At 41.8% G+C, this 14,827-nt stretch carries 11 protein-coding genes and 2 pseudogenes; 9 read left to right on the top strand and 4 right to left on the bottom strand.

Annotated elements, in window-relative coordinates:
* Window positions 1–106 (top strand): annotated as a pseudogene (locus H140_RS16495) (transposase); the annotation flags it as partial.
* A 241-nt stretch (window positions 107–347) separates the two neighbouring features.
* Here H140_RS16495 and H140_RS14915 read toward each other — a convergent pair.
* The 3 genes and pseudogenes from H140_RS14915 to H140_RS0107275 form a co-directional block, all read right to left on the bottom strand.
* Window positions 348–1,225 (bottom strand): annotated as a pseudogene (locus H140_RS14915) (IS982 family transposase).
* Between the two features lie 266 nt (window positions 1,226–1,491).
* The gene (locus tag H140_RS0107280; protein WP_019673005.1) at window positions 1,492–2,967 is read right to left on the bottom strand and encodes an acyl-CoA desaturase; all 1,476 of its coding nucleotides are present in this window, start codon (window positions 2,965–2,967) and stop codon (window positions 1,492–1,494) included.
* A 233-nt stretch (window positions 2,968–3,200) separates the two neighbouring features.
* Window positions 3,201–4,091 carry a glycerophosphodiester phosphodiesterase gene (locus H140_RS0107275; protein WP_019673004.1) on the bottom strand — a complete coding sequence of 297 codons (891 nt, stop codon included), beginning with the start codon at window positions 4,089–4,091 and terminating at the stop codon, window positions 3,201–3,203.
* 247 nt (window positions 4,092–4,338) lie between these two features.
* Here H140_RS0107275 and H140_RS0107270 point away from each other — a divergent pair, with 247 nt between their 5' ends.
* On the top strand, window positions 4,339–5,337 hold the full coding sequence (locus tag H140_RS0107270; protein WP_019673003.1) for a hypothetical protein: 999 nt from the start codon (window positions 4,339–4,341) through the stop codon (window positions 5,335–5,337).
* Between the two features lie 130 nt (window positions 5,338–5,467).
* Here H140_RS0107270 and H140_RS0107265 read toward each other — a convergent pair whose 3' ends face one another.
* Window positions 5,468–6,172 carry a cob(I)yrinic acid a,c-diamide adenosyltransferase gene (locus H140_RS0107265; RefSeq protein ID WP_019673002.1) on the bottom strand — a complete coding sequence of 235 codons (705 nt, stop codon included), beginning with the start codon at window positions 6,170–6,172 and terminating at the stop codon, window positions 5,468–5,470.
* A gap of 506 nt (window positions 6,173–6,678) precedes the next feature.
* On the opposite strand from H140_RS0107265, the gene cysS reads away from it, so the two are divergent.
* The 7 genes from cysS to H140_RS15875 all read left to right on the top strand — a co-directional run bounded on the left by cysS (window position 6,679) and on the right by H140_RS15875 (window position 14,714).
* On the top strand, window positions 6,679–8,151 hold the full coding sequence (cysS, locus tag H140_RS0107260; protein WP_026348923.1) for a cysteine--tRNA ligase: 1,473 nt from the start codon (window positions 6,679–6,681) through the stop codon (window positions 8,149–8,151).
* A 210-nt stretch (window positions 8,152–8,361) separates the two neighbouring features.
* Entirely contained in the window at window positions 8,362–9,834 is a 1,473-nt protein-coding gene (guaB, locus tag H140_RS0107255; protein WP_019673000.1) for an IMP dehydrogenase, read from the top strand.
* Between the two features lie 345 nt (window positions 9,835–10,179).
* Entirely contained in the window at window positions 10,180–11,535 is a 1,356-nt protein-coding gene (gene glmM, locus H140_RS0107250; RefSeq protein WP_019672999.1) for a phosphoglucosamine mutase, read from the top strand.
* A gap of 98 nt (window positions 11,536–11,633) precedes the next feature.
* Complete coding sequence (pdxH, locus tag H140_RS0107245; protein ID WP_019672998.1) at window positions 11,634–12,323, top strand: pyridoxamine 5'-phosphate oxidase; 690 nt, start codon at window positions 11,634–11,636, stop codon at window positions 12,321–12,323.
* 48 nt (window positions 12,324–12,371) lie between these two features.
* Entirely contained in the window at window positions 12,372–13,190 is an 819-nt protein-coding gene (gene xthA / locus H140_RS0107240; RefSeq protein WP_019672997.1) for an exodeoxyribonuclease III, read from the top strand.
* A gap of 137 nt (window positions 13,191–13,327) precedes the next feature.
* Window positions 13,328–14,578, top strand: coding sequence for a bifunctional glutamate N-acetyltransferase/amino-acid acetyltransferase ArgJ (gene argJ, locus H140_RS0107235; protein WP_019672996.1), 1,251 nt, complete (start codon window positions 13,328–13,330; stop codon window positions 14,576–14,578).
* Complete coding sequence (locus tag H140_RS15875; protein WP_208596154.1) at window positions 14,559–14,714, top strand: hypothetical protein; 156 nt, start codon at window positions 14,559–14,561, stop codon at window positions 14,712–14,714. Before argJ ends, H140_RS15875 begins: the two co-directional genes overlap by 20 nt.
* The last annotated feature ends 113 nt before the right edge of the window (window positions 14,715–14,827 follow it).

Raw genomic sequence — 14,827 nt, 5'->3', positions numbered from 1 at the left:
CAAGAACGAGGCTTGTTTATCTTTTATTTACCGCCTTATAGTCCGCATCTAAATATCATTGAGCGGTTATGGAAGGAGGTAAAACAGGCTTGGCTAAGACCTTGTGATTATGTTTCTTTCGATACGTTGTCTTATGCAGTTAATCGGGTTTTTGCTAATATTGGTGATTCCCTGTCGTTAAATTTTTCTACATTTAAAGTATAGGTATTTAATTTTGTTCGATTACTTATGGATTTTTACAGTTACAGTATAGGATAGTTCATCTTAATAAAAAAACCCTTCAAGGGGGCGAAGGGTTTGAGTTTATTATAATTATTATCGTTGTTTTTATTGTTATTACCCCACTCTCAACACTTTATTAGCAATTCAAACTGAAGAGGCGGGTTACCAAGTTGTTTATTTAAAAGAAAACAGAAGTTATGCGCTAGAATTTTACGCGTTAAACGATGAGACAAGTGCCATAAATCTCTAGCACGTACTTTCTGTACATTAAAATAGTCAGATAATTGACCAATAACAGTCTCAATATTACGTCGACAACGCATCAGCCGATTAACATCAGACTTAGGTCTATTATCTGTCATATTACGTCTTAGCGGTGTTTGTAAATCAACACCCTTTGATGCAAAGTGCTGTGTTAACTCAGGGCGGATATAGCCTTTATCCGCACCTAATAAGCCATGAATATTATCAGCAACCTCTGGTGCAACATCACGCTCATCAACAGATGCCGATGCAAAGGTAAAGCCTTTTATCATACCAGATAAGTTAATCAGCAAATGACCTGCAAAGCCATAATACCTCTCTTGCTTTGCAGCGCAGTAGCTAAAGCTTGCATCGGCTTTAAATGTTTTATGCCGATAAGCACGAGCATACTTACATACAGGTATCGGAAAACCATCAATAAAGTGGATGTTATCTTCTTGAGTTTGCACAACTTGCTGATGTATATGCTGTTTTACAAAACATAGGTTAGCACATTGTTTACAAAGTTAGGGTAAGAACCAAGGTTTGGAAACCAAGACAGCCAGTGGTTTTTAAAATACTGCCAGATTTGTTTGTCTTGATCCATGCCCATAAACTCACCAACTAGCTCCATGCATATAATTTCAGCATCGCTAAGTTTAGGCGCAAATCCTCCTCTTCTTAACGGTTTTTGAACGGCTAAGTTGTAATATTGCTCTACCATTAGGTAGATATTAATGATAAATTCGTCAAGTGGCATCTCATTGTCCTTGGTCTTCTTGGTCGAAAACTTTAAGGATAGTGAGATGTCATTTTTTTTCAACCCCTAAAAGTGTTGAGAGTGGGGTTGTTATTGTTATTGGTTGCAAACTAGTGGTTAGATATTAAGTGTTTTTTATTGCTAGCTGTGATTAATTTTAAGCTTTATTCAATCGTCTGGCTTTATTTAATCGATAGCTTTATTTAATTAATCAATAGTTTTAATTAATCAAATAGTTTTAATTAATCAAATAGTTAAGATGGTATCTAAACGGGTCGATAACCTCCTATGCTTTTAAAGGCTTGTTGTAACTGGCGATCATGGCTTGCAATCTTACGGGCTATAAGTTGATATTGATCTTGTAGCTGTGCATCGATCTCATGAAGCTTATCAGCGAGCTGATTTTTTTTCAGTTGTATGGCCTTTGCTTTGATATCTTGCCACTGTTTAACTGTCTCATTAAATAACTGATACTCAAAGTGGATACGATCACTAAAACTTTGCAAAGTTCGTGGTAAATTAGGATCTTTGATAAAACCCTGTTCATCTGTAATGGTTGCCAGTTTTTGTTGGGCACGCTTAAACTTCATATTAACTTCGGCATGTTTGATGGTGGTATCATCAACCACACGTAGCTCTGAGGCTAGACCTAATTTTTCAAGTATCGCAATTAACCATTTTGTTGGATCATATTGCCACCACTTTACCCCATTACGATAGTCATATTGAAAGAAGTGATGGTAGTTGTGATAGCCTTCACCCCAAGTTGGAATGGCTAAAATGGCGTTATCACGAGCAGTATTGGTATCGGTATATGGACGGGTGCCGTACATATGACACAATGAGTTGATAAAAAAGGTAAAGTGATGGTTAATTACTAAGCGTACTAAGCCTGCAAGTAGTAAGGTGCCCCAGACATCACCAAGTAGCCAACCAATAGCACCAATTAGACCAACATTGGCTACTACCACCCAAACGCCATAATATTTATGCTGGATTTGTAGTACTTTATCTTTAGTTAAATCAGGAATGTTTTTATAATTAAAGTTACCACTTGGGTAGTTTTTCAACATCCAGCCGATATGACTAAACCAAAAGCCACGCTTTGCTGAATAGGGATCATCCATAGGGTCATCCACATATCTGTGGTGAGTACGATGCCCTGAACACCAGTCAAAAGCTGAGCCTTGCACTGCCAATGTGGCACCTACCAAAAAGAAGTTACGCACGACAGGGTGTGCTTTATAGGCACGATGTGACATCAGACGGTGGTAGCCTGCGGTGATGCTAAGGCCAGTCCAAGTACCGACGGCAGCAAAGGTGAGCCATACTGGTGCGCTGACTTTATGAGTGGCCAAGTACCAAGGGGTAATGATGGCCGCGGCAATGGGGGTGGCGACCAGCACGGCAGCGGGTATCCAGTTAATAGGGGCGCGTTTGAAATCATGTTCAAGAGCCGTTAATAACGACTGTTTGCTGGGGGTTTCAGTTGGTTGTATGTCCTGCTCGGCCAGTTTTGGCGTATTGGCGGCTAGGCTGATATTGGCTTGATTGATCGAAGGTTGGTACTTATTGCGTAGCGCAGATAAGCTGGGTAGAACCACTGCGGGGATAAGTGCCAGGGTTGATGCTATTTTTTTGCCACTACTGGCAGCGGTTGACATTGAGATAGAAGTCAGCTGCTTACCAGTGTTGAATCCAGTGTGAAATAAAGTTGAAAAAGTATGTTTGTTGAACTGCATGCTCGTCGCATTCCTTGCAAGTAAATAAGTTAAATCCAAGCTAAGCATAGCGCATATTTAGAACAAAGTGAACAGGTATTCACTAAGATTATCGATAAATGCTGGATAAAGTGGGATTTGTTACTGACAGTAAACCATTGATTAATAGCTCAGCAACAGTTAAAAAGCCGTTATAAAGAGAAAAATCTGTCAAGTCAGAACTATCAGAACCAGAACTAGAACTAGAATTAGAATCAGAAGTAAGGTAACAACCGGCTGGGATAGTCACTAATAATATAGTTGATACCAAGCTTAATTAGCTGCTGTACCTGTGTGGACTCATTGACCGTCCAAGCGGTGGTGGTTAATTGATGGCGCTGCAAGCTATGCATCAAGCGTTGAGTGTTAAGAGCAGCCGATGCCGCAGACTGCGAGTCACTAAAAGGGTGGGGGTAGATTAAAGCAGGGTTAAATAACGCAAAATATAAGCCAACACCCTGACAGCCTAAACGTTTGGCAATCAGCGCTGTATCCAATAAAGGTGCATTGGTACTCATTACCGTTTGTAGGTTAAGGTTGCTAATGTCTGTGGTAGTAGGCATTGATTTGGGTTCAACCAGCAGACCACGGGGTAGATGCTTTAAGCTGGTGTCTGTTAACAGGTGCTGATGCAGGGTCAGATCAAAGCTGGTTAAGGTAATGGGTAGTTTTGATAGATTTGTATTTACCAAAGCTTGACGTAGTGCATACATGAGCTGCCGATAGTTGCTGCGAGAATGGGTTTTTATTTCTAGCTCAATGCGCTGATAGCCAGTCAAATATGATGCCATGTCTTCCAATAGTATCAGCGTATCACTGTCTTGTGTTTGGCGCATTAATTCAGAGCTTGAGCATTGATCTAAGCGAGATTGGCGCTGATGTAGTCTTAATAAGTTGTCATCATGATAAACCAGTAGTTTATTATCTGCTGTGAGCTGTACATCAAACTCAACACCGACCAGCTTGTCAGAATGGCGTTGATGTAGTCGTTGTAGGTGGGTGAAACCTGAGATACTATTTTCTAGCTTTTCGCCACGTGCGCCACGATGTCCTAATAAGTAGCTGCGTTTGGGGTTCAACAGCGATGTTGGCGGGGAGATTGTCATGTGAGCGCTCGCTGTTTATTCGTCGGATTGAACAGATTATTTGGATTGAGCAAAGCTTTATCTTACCTCTTGCACTGCTACCAATTACACTTAACAATAAAACATTCGATTAACAAAGTAGGAGGCTATGGCGTATAATAGCGTACAAGCTAATTTGAAAAAAAAGTAAGTTATTGTTTTTTCAAAGAGATTTAACTTTTATGCTTTATTAATTTTATTAAACTGATTATCTAAGAGGTTATTTATAATGATGTCAAGTCACGCCCACTGTTTTGCACGCAGCAAAGTTGTTGGTATTATGTTGCTATGTGCCCTAGCCGCTGTCAGCTGCAGTAAGCAACCAAAAACAGAAGAGGGCGGCACTGAGCAAGCCCAAGTAGATAACGTCTTAGTCCCTGTGCTGGATTGTGATGAGCCAATGGTATCCTCCCAACTAGAGCAGGCAGTAAAAGCTAGTTTAAATTCTCAAGCACAGCGCCAGTTTAATGCCTATGCTCAAAGTGCAGGTGAAGCGCTAAGCACAAATAATTTAAGTAATGCTGTTATCTCAGTATTAGTAGACATCGCCAATCCAACCATGTTGCAAGATGCAAATGAGCAAGGTGCAGTAACTTGTGGAGCCAGCTTGAGTCTAACTCTACCTAATCAAGACGTTACACGTGCAGCTCAGGTCTATTCTGCATTAGAAAGTCGAAACTTAGCTGAGGTACTACAAGCACAAAATATCTCACTAAATAATAATATGTTAGTGACTAGAGACTTTAATTATATGCTTGGTATGCAAGGTGGTCAAATGCATGCGCGTATTGTTGGTCAGCCAGCAATTATCGAGGCGGCAGCAGATATGCTTGCCAAATCGCAGTTTCAAGCAACACTTGATGCCAATCTAGGAGTGCCAAGAGTGCGACAGCCAAGCTCTGAACCAGTGACACCCTCTGAGCCAAGCATTAGGTCTGAGCCACAACTGCGTTCTGAGTCTGAGCCCAGATCTAATGACAGAGCCGCAACATCTACTCAATCACAGCAGTCCCAACAATCACCTTCTAATCGACAGCCTAGTACAGCAGCAAATCAGGAAGCATCGGATGCGACTGGAAGTGTTGTAAGCAGTGCAACGGTGGAAGACAGTGAAGCAACGAATAGTGGCACCACAAGTGTGGCTGCTGACCCAGCGTTAAAATCAGCAGAAAACGAGTCAAATAAGAATATTGATATGGTGATTATTGAGGAGGAAGGTACGTATTAAGGTTGGGGTAGATTTTTTCAAATTTTAATTTTATATAACGTATCTGTATAACTCCTAGACAACGCCTAGGATCTGTTGAACATTAGTGTGTCATGTAGGCTTGTGACATCAATGTTCAACAGACCTTGGTTTATATTTTAAAGTCGCCATCAAACTGATTTAAAATGGCTTTGTCCCACAGCACTTCTTGGCTACCTTCTAGCTTGGCACAATATCGAGCCAATACAAATAGCCAGTCTGATAAGCGATTTAATAGTTTGGCAGCATTGGATGACATGGCGTATGCTTGCTGTGTGCGTAGGTCAACGGCTTGACGCTCACTACGGCGGCAGACGGTACGAGCAACATGGATCTGACTGACTAAGGCGGAGCCAGCAGGTAAAATAAAGTCTTTTAGTGGCAATAAGTGACGGTTTAAGCGGTCAATTTGGCTTTCTAACCAGATGATATGTGTATCATCTATGCCTTGGTATTCTGGCATTGCCAGTTCGCCACCGATATTAAATAACAGATGCTGAATAACGCTAATGCTTTGTAATATATCAGCTAGATTCGGCAGGTTTGAGTCTTGAACCGACAGGTGTTGTAAGCGCTGGCTTGACTGATGTGGATCTTGCGGCTGTTGATGTTTGTTTTCTGGTTGTTTGGTTTGCAATTGCTTAGCTTGCAATTGTCTGGTATGAGCTGCTATCAGGCCGATATGGGCATTGAGCTCATCGACATCGCCCATGACGGCAAATAGCAGGTCTGCTTTGCTGACACGCTCGCCACTGGCCATACCAGTTGTACCATCATCTCCAGTGCGGGTATAGATTTTTGAAAGTCGATTGCCCATTAGTGGTTTCCTTAATATGTATTGGTGTTAATAATTAATGCGTAGGTGTTAGCTAGGCTTAGTAGTTGGTTAGCATGTATTAGTTGGTTAGCATGTATTAGTTGGTTAACAGATACTAAGCTTAATATAGCCAGTAGCTGATTAATAGCCCCTAAGCTTAATATAGCAATTTAGCATCGGCTTAGGTAAGATGAGATGTGGCTATTTATAACGCTTATTTTTATCACAATCTCAACGCAGGATACAGGCTGTGACTTAAGTTTAACTTGGTATTTTAAGTTTAATTTAGTGTTTTAAGTTTAATTTAGTGTTTTAAGTTTAATTTAGTGTTTTAAGTTTAATTTAGTATTTAACCATAAGACTATGCACAGCCAGACTGAAAGTAAACGCCCTAGTAGGCTGGCTAGGGGGTGCTTTTATTATTTTTTCTTTTGTTTTTTATAGTTTTTTAATTTAGGGTTTTAAATATGTCATTACAGACCAGAATATTAGCAACACCTGATTTTATGGCGAAGCAATTTGCTGATAGCCAACCGACTTTGAAAATATACGACTCAATGACGACCAATAAGCGGGTGCTTGAACCGTTACACGCCGGAAAAATCGGCATGTATGTCTGTGGAATGACGGTTTATGATTATTGTCATATTGGTCATGCGCGGGTCATGGTGGCCTTTGATGTGGTGGCTCGTTGGTTACGTCATATTGGCTATGAGGTCAATTATGTGCGTAATATTACTGATATTGATGACAAAATTATTGCCCGTGCCAATGAAAATGGCGAAACCATCAGTGAGTTGACCAAGCGTTTTACGCAAGCCATGCATGAAGATGCTGATGCCTTGGGCTGTATGGCGCCTGATGTTGAGCCACGCGCCACAGAGCATATTGATGAAATGCTAGATATGATCGCAACCTTAGAGCAAAAAGATCATGCTTATGCGGGCAATAATGGGGATGTTTATTACGCAGTAGAAACCTTTGCCGACTATGGCAAATTATCAAAGCGTAAATTGGCAGATCTACAAGCTGGCTCACGTATTGATGTCGATACGGATAAGAAAAACCCGTTTGACTTTGTGCTGTGGAAGGCTGCAAAAGCAGGGGAGCCTCAGTGGCCATCGAATTGGGGTGGTGGTCGTCCTGGTTGGCACATCGAATGCTCTGCAATGGCGACCAAGTGCTTAGGAAATAGCTTTGATATTCATGGCGGTGGCCACGACTTACAGTTCCCACATCATGAAAACGAAATTGCACAATCAGAAGCAGCAACAGGCTGTACTTATGCCAATAATTGGATGCATGTCGGCTTCATTAATGTCGATGGTGAAAAGATGTCAAAATCCTTGGGCAATTTTTTTACAATTCGTGAGGTAATGGAAAAATTTCACCCTGAGACCATTCGCTTCTTCATTTTATCTAGCCATTATCGCAGTCAAGTTAATTTCTCTGATAGTGCATTAAAAGAAGCTCATGCTGGGTTAAGCCGTATTTATCAGGCATTAAAGGTAGCAGAATCTGTATTGGGCTCAGCGTTAGATGTGACAAATGCTGACTTGCTCGATATAGAAGGAACGCACACAGCAGACTTTATTGCTGCGATGAATGATGACTTTAATACACCACAAGCCATCAGTGTTTTATTTAGCCTAAGCAAAGAGATTAACAAGCTGGCACGTGGAGTTGGTGAGCAAGCAGATCATGCTCCTCTATTGTCACTGGCTGTTAAGTTAAAAGCTTTGGCTGGCGTGTTAAATATTGGTCAATTAGACCCAGCTCAGTTTTTACAAGCTCAAGTTGGTAAAGTGATAGAAGGTCAGCTCTCTGATGCCCAAATTGATGATCTGATTCAGCAGCGCTTGGATGCGCGGGGCAATAAAGACTTTGCACGTGCTGATGAGATACGTGATGAGTTGCAAAAAGCTGGTATTGAGCTAGAAGATGGTAAAAGTGGAACGACTTGGCGCCGTATCAGTTAGAGACAGGATTGTAATAAGTTGAGATGTGGGCGATTATAGTAAAATTTGGAAGTTGAAGTTAAGGCGTAGTCTTAAATATTGCAACGAATTGAAACATTGCACTTGATTTTTATACTAACTATGTTGTTACAGATAACAATCAATTACTCACAATAACAAAATATTTGCTATAATACGTTGCTAATTTTTCTAGCCAAGCAAGAGGTTTGTATGTTGCGAATCGTAGATGATGCCCTAACTTTTGATGACGTGTTGCTCCTACCAGCATATTCTAATGTGCTTCCAAAATCTGCGTCATTAACGACACGATTAACAGAAGATATTTCTTTAAACTTGCCTATTATCTCTGCTGCCATGGATACAGTGACAGAATCAGAGATGGCCATTACGATAGCTCAGCTTGGTGGTATGGGTATTGTACATAAAAATATGGACATTGCTCGTCAGGCTATGCAAGTGCGCCGTGTAAAAAAATTCGAAGCAGGTACAGTAGTAGATCCTATTACGGTTACCCCAGATATCAGTGTTGGTGAACTATTACGCATCACCCATGAAAACAATATATCAGGTGTGCCCGTGGTTGAGCCAAGTAGTGGTCAAGTAGTTGGTATTGTTACTCATCGTGATGTACGTTTTGAGACCAATCATGATCAGCCAGTAAAAAACGTGATGACCCCTCAAGAAAAACTGGTCACAGTTAAAGAAGGTGAATGCAATGAAAACATCAAAAAGCTATTGCATGAGCACCGTATTGAAAAAGTCTTAGTGGTTGATGATAACTTTGGTTTAAAAGGTATGATCACTGTCAATGACTTTAATAAAGCAGAAAACAACCCTAATGCCTGTAAAGATTCCCAAGGTCGTTTGCGTGTTGGTGCTGCTGTTGGTACAGGTCCAGATACCCAAGCTCGTGTTGAGGCTTTGGTTGAAGCTGAAGTGGATGTAATTGTAGTAGATACAGCACATGGTCATTCACAAGGTGTGTTAGATAAAGTAAGCTGGGTTAAAAAGAACTTCCCTCACATTCAAGTTATTGGTGGTAACATAGCCACTGCTGATGCTGCATTAGCTTTACGTGATGCGGGTGCCAACGCCGTTAAAGTAGGTATTGGCCCAGGCTCAATTTGTACTACCCGTATTATTGCTGGTGTCGGTGTGCCACAGATTTCAGCTATTGATAATGTTGCTTCTGCACTAAAGGATAGTATCCCACTTATTGCTGATGGTGGTATTCGCTACTCAGGTGATATGGCCAAAGCTATTGTTGCTGGTGCTTCGTGCATTATGGTGGGCTCATTGCTAGCGGGTACAGAAGAAGCGCCAGGTGAGGTTGAGCTATTCCAAGGTCGTTACTATAAGGCTTATCGTGGTATGGGGAGCTTGGGCGCAATGTCAGGCTCTAACGGATCATCTGACCGCTATTTTCAAGATGCCAAAGATGGTATTGAGAAGCTAGTACCAGAAGGTATTGAAGGGCGTGTACCTTATAAAGGTCCAGTGAGTGGCATCGTTAATCAGTTGGTTGGTGGTTTACGTTCATCAATGGGTTATACTGGTTGTGCGACCATTGATGAGATGCGTACTAAGCCTGAGTTTATTAAAGTGACTTCGGCTGGTATGAAAGAGTCGCATGTGCATGACGTGCAGATTACCAAAGAAGCGCCAAACTATCGTATCAGCTAATTGGGCGCATTAGCTAATTTGCGTGTCAGCTAATTTTTCTGTCTAAATTTGTCTTAATCTGTTTTAATTAGCAGTTAGCAGTTAGACTGAAAAGCAGCAGACAGGTAGCCTAAAAGACCGAAAGACGACATTGTCTTTTGGTCTTTTTTCATGCAATAAACCAAAAGTTTGACTTAGTTTTTAATGTCAAATTAAAAAATATCACAGTCAAAGTGGTGCCTTGTGGTAACATAAGCCTTATAAGCAGTGTTTAATTTTTTTTACACTGGGCGGTTATTTTGGTGGTGAGTTTACTGCTGCACAATTTTCTTTTATAAATAATTAAGATGAGACATTGAGGTATTTATGAGTTATTTTGGCACAGATGGCATTCGTGGTCTTTTTGGTAAATTTCCAATTACCCCTGATTTTGTTTTAAAGTTAGGTTATGTCACCGGGCAAGTTTTGGTAGAACAAAACAAAAATAGCAATAAAAAACCGAGTGTGGTTATTGGTAAAGACACCCGATTATCAGGTTATGTCATCGAAGCGGCCTTGCAAGCAGGCTTTAACTCAGCTGGCGTTGATGTGCATATGATAGGACCTTTGCCGACACCTGCCATTGCTCATTTAACCCGCAGTTTCCATGCCGATGCCGGTGTGGTTATCTCAGCCTCACACAACCCTTATTATGACAATGGCATTAAGTTTTTTGCCGCTGATGGTCGTAAGCTAAGCGATACGATGCAAGGGGCGATTAATACCAAGCTTGATGACGTTGTAGAGGGTCATGCGGACTATACCTTAGAAGATCCAGCACAGTTAGGTAAGCACTTTCGCATTAATGATGCCAAAGGGCGTTATATCGAATTTTGTAAAGGCAGCTTTCCCTATCAGTTTGATTTATCCAACTTAAAAATCGTTATTGACTGTGCCAATGGTTCAGGTTATAGCGTTGGCCCACGCGTATTGCGTGAGCTGGGTGCTGAAGTCATTGCCATCCATAACAAACCAGATGGTATTAATATCAATGACAACTGTGGCTCCACTCATCCAGAAACCATTCAGCAAGCCGTGGTTACACACAAGGCGGATGTAGGGATTGCGTTAGATGGTGATGGCGACCGTATTATTATGGTTGATGAAACTGGTAAATTGGTCGATGGTGATGGTATTTTGTATATCTTAGCCACCAAAGCAGAAACCAAAGCTGTTGGAGTGGTAGGCACTCAAATGACCAATATGGGACTGCAACTTGCACTACAAAAACAAGGCATTGCCTTAGAGCGTGCCAAAGTAGGTGATAGATATGTGATGCAAGGCTTGGAGGCCAAAGGCTGGATTTTGGGTGGTGAGCCGTCAGGTCATATTCTTTGCTTGGATAAAAGTCGTACTGGTGATGCTATTATCGCAGGTCTGCAAGTATTGGCAGTGATGGCACAGACTAAAAAGTCGTTAAGTCAATTAACTGAAGGCTTTAGCTTATTGCCACAATGCTTAGTTAACGTACGCTTAGAGCAGATGCAAGATCCTTACGATTTTCCAGAGCTGGCGCAAGCATTTGCTGATGCTGAAAAGCAAATCGAGGGCAGAGGTCGGATTTTAATTCGTAAATCTGGTACTGAGCCGTTAATCCGAGTGATGGTTGAGCTAGATGACAAGCAGCAGTGTGATGCGTTGGCGCAGCAGTTGGCAGACTTGGTTAAAAAAGTGATGGCTTAACTTTATCGTTCAAGATTTACAAAAAATGCTCAAGATTTACAACAAAACTTTTAGCAAAACCTACCAAACTTATTAACTTATTAAAAAAGGGGCAGATTATGGACTTTAGTGATGAACGCTTGTCGTATGAAAAAGGCATATTATCAGAGCCCATGTTGTTCGACAACCCATTGCAGTTACTTGAACAATGGATTCAAGAAGCCACTGAACATGGTGCGCCTGAGCCGTATGCGGTGAGCTTAGCTACTTGTGGCAATGATAGTATGCCAGGGGTGAGAGCGGTCTTAGTGCGTGAAATCAATGATGAAGGGTTGGTGTTTTATACCAACTACCTAAGCCATAAGGGTGAGGATATTGAACAAAACCCAAATGCTGAAGCCCTGTTTTTTTGGCATGAGATGCAGCGCCAAGTCAGACTGCGCGGACATATTCGCAAAGTTGATAGAGCCACAACAGATGCCTACTTTCACAAGCGTCCTTATGAAAGCCAAATCGGTGCTTGGGTCAGTGAGCCACAAAGTGGTGAGGTTGCCAGTCGTGAGGTGATGGATGCTAAGTTTGCACAGTTGAAGCAGCAGTATCCTGAAGGCAGCCAAGTGCCAACTCCTGATTTTTGGGGTGGATATCAGATTGAGGCGGTTGAGATTGAGTTTTGGCAAGGCAGACCCAATCGTTTGCATGATCGACTGTTGTATCGTCTAAAGGATGCGACAGATGCAGCAAGTGAAGTGGCCAACAATTCGGCAGTAGAGCATAGCAAGTGGACAGTCACTCGTTTATTGCCTTAGGGTAATTTTTATAGAATTCAATACATAAAATTTAGGATAAATTGTTTTATGACTCGTTTTGTTAGCTTTAATATCAATGGAATCAGAGCCCGTCAGCATCAGTTAGAAGCGGTAAAAGAGGTGATTAATCCAGATGTGATGGGACTACAAGAAACCAAAGTGCATGATGAGCAGTTTCCCTTAGAAAATGTGGAATCGCTGGGCTACCATGTGGAGTATTTCGGACAAAAAGCACATTATGGCGTGGCCTTAGTGTCTAAACAGGCGCCTATTTTTGTACAAAAAGGTTTTCCAGGTGAGCCAGAAGATGCGCAAAAGCGCTTTATTCATGCCCGCTATGTGTTTGATAACAAAGAGGTGGATGTGCTAAATGGTTACTTTCCACAAGGCGAAAATCGTAAGCATGAAACTAAATTTCCCATGAAGCGTGAATATTACGCCTCGCTTAATGATTATATTGATGAGTTAAATACCGAAGGTCGTACGCTAATTATTATGGGCGATATGAACGTGGCGCCAGAAGATACGGATATTGGTATTGGTGAAAAAAATGCCAAGCGCTGGTTAAGTCAGGGCAAAACATCCTTTTTACCTGAAGAGCGTGAGTGGTATGCTGACTTGATGAGTCGAGATTTGTTTGATACCTACCGTTTGTTGTATCCAGATAGCAATGAGCTGTTTAGCTGGTTTGACTATCGCAGTCGCGGCTTTAATGATGATCCAAAGCGTGGACTACGTATTGACCATATTTTATGCAGTGCAGACATCAAGGATAAATGTGTCGATGCGGGTATCAGCTATAAGCTGCGAGCAATGGAAAAGCCGTCAGATCATGCGCCAATTTGGGCTACCTTTAATTTTAAGTAAGCCTGGATTTTAAACAATCCAGTGTTGCTATATTATTTGCGTCGCAATAAGCATCACTGCCTCAGCTTATATAATAAAACTAACAGGCACTACAAAGCTAACAGACACCATAAACAAAAAAAAGATTAAGGATAATTATGCCAGTAGGAAACATTGCCCCCCCTAAGATAATTTACCCTATTGACGGGGTAGATATCGGTATTACTGCTGCCGGTGTGCGCTATAAAGATCGTGACGACTTGGTGGTTTTTCGGATTGCTGATAAAGCAAGCGTGGCCTGTGTCACCACCAGTAATCAATGCTGTGCTGCGCCAGTTTTGGTGGTGCGTGAGCATTTAGACAAATTACAACAGCAAACTGAGCAAAAGCAGACACCGCATTATTTACTCATCAATACCGGTAATGCCAATGCAGCAACTGGTGATGACGGCTATCAACGGGCGCTGCAAACCTGTCAGGCATTGGCTGATAAAGCGCAGGTGGCAGCCTATCAAGTATTGCCATTTTCTACTGGTGTGATTGGTGAGGTGATCAACCGTGATGCCATTGTCACTGGACTAGATGCGTGCTTACAAAACTTAGGTGCTGATAATTGGGCGACAGCTGCCAACGCCATTCGCACAACTGATACGGTGCCTAAAGTAGATAGCACTCAGGTTAATCTAGATGATGGAAGGGTATATCATGTGACCGGTATCTCTAAAGGCGCAGGCATGATCCGCCCGAATATGGCGACCATGCTGGGTTTTGTTGCCACCGATGCGCCCATTGCGCAGCCGCTATTACAGCAGATGTTGGTTGAGCTGACCAATCAATCCTTTAACCGCATCACCATTGATGGCGATACCTCAACCAATGATTGCTGTGTATTAATAGCTACTGGTGCGCATAATGAGCAACTGATTGACTCAGCCGATCATCCTGACTATGAGCCGGTATTTTTGGCATTACAGCAAGTTTTCTTACGCCTTGCGACCTTGATTGTGCGCGATGGCGAAGGCGCAACTAAGTTTATTACGGTCAAAGTGACAGGCGGTAAAACGGTTGCAGACTGCTGTGATGTGGCCTATGCTGTGGCACATTCACCCTTAGTAAAAACTGCATTTTTTGCCAGTGATCCAAACTGGGGACGTATCATAGCCGCTGTCGGGTATTCAGGAGCTGAGCATCTCGATGCCAACTTGGTCAGTGTTAAATTGGATGATGTTGCAATCTGTACCCGTGGTCAATTAGACCCCAGTTATAGTGAAGCGCAAGGTCAAGCTGTGATGAGTCGTCCTGAAATTACCATCCATATTGATTTAGGTATGGGTGAGGCGACAGATACAGTCTATACCTGTGATTTATCGCATGAATATGTCAGTATCAATGCAGATTATCGTAGTTAATGGCTTTTATTGTGATAAAGAAGGCTTTGGCTACCACAGCTCGGTTAGTGCTGGCTGCTGTGATAGCCGTGTCAGTTGCTTGGGGCAGCAGGATTATCAGGATGACGTCTGTATTAGCGCTATTTCTGCTAAATAAGCGCTTTAAAAGTCAAGATACAATTAATTTAAACTAATTAATAATTGAAAACTATTTAGTTTTACAAAACAATCATAGAAAGTCAGTAGATAGAGTATTTATAATAGACGCAA

Source organism: Psychrobacter lutiphocae DSM 21542 (assembly GCF_000382145.1).
Taxonomy (GTDB): Bacteria; Pseudomonadota; Gammaproteobacteria; order Pseudomonadales; family Moraxellaceae; genus Psychrobacter; species Psychrobacter lutiphocae.
This window is presented reverse-complemented; position numbering and strand designations above follow the sequence as displayed.

Coding starts and splice junctions, on each gene's coding strand:
- argJ (WP_019672996.1), top strand. CDS start 13,328: ATGCCAGTAGGAAACATTGCCCCCCCTAAGATAATTTACCCTATTGAC.
- H140_RS0107275 (WP_019673004.1), bottom strand. CDS start 4,091: ATGACAATCTCCCCGCCAACATCGCTGTTGAACCCCAAACGCAGCTAC.
- H140_RS15875 (WP_208596154.1), top strand. CDS start 14,559: ATGCAGATTATCGTAGTTAATGGCTTTTATTGTGATAAAGAAGGCTTT.
- H140_RS0107270 (WP_019673003.1), top strand. CDS start 4,339: ATGATGTCAAGTCACGCCCACTGTTTTGCACGCAGCAAAGTTGTTGGT.
- xthA (WP_019672997.1), top strand. CDS start 12,372: ATGACTCGTTTTGTTAGCTTTAATATCAATGGAATCAGAGCCCGTCAG.
- H140_RS0107265 (WP_019673002.1), bottom strand. CDS start 6,172: ATGGGCAATCGACTTTCAAAAATCTATACCCGCACTGGAGATGATGGT.
- glmM (WP_019672999.1), top strand. CDS start 10,180: ATGAGTTATTTTGGCACAGATGGCATTCGTGGTCTTTTTGGTAAATTT.
- guaB (WP_019673000.1), top strand. CDS start 8,362: ATGTTGCGAATCGTAGATGATGCCCTAACTTTTGATGACGTGTTGCTC.
- H140_RS0107280 (WP_019673005.1), bottom strand. CDS start 2,967: ATGCAGTTCAACAAACATACTTTTTCAACTTTATTTCACACTGGATTC.
- pdxH (WP_019672998.1), top strand. CDS start 11,634: ATGGACTTTAGTGATGAACGCTTGTCGTATGAAAAAGGCATATTATCA.
- cysS (WP_026348923.1), top strand. CDS start 6,679: ATGGCGAAGCAATTTGCTGATAGCCAACCGACTTTGAAAATATACGAC.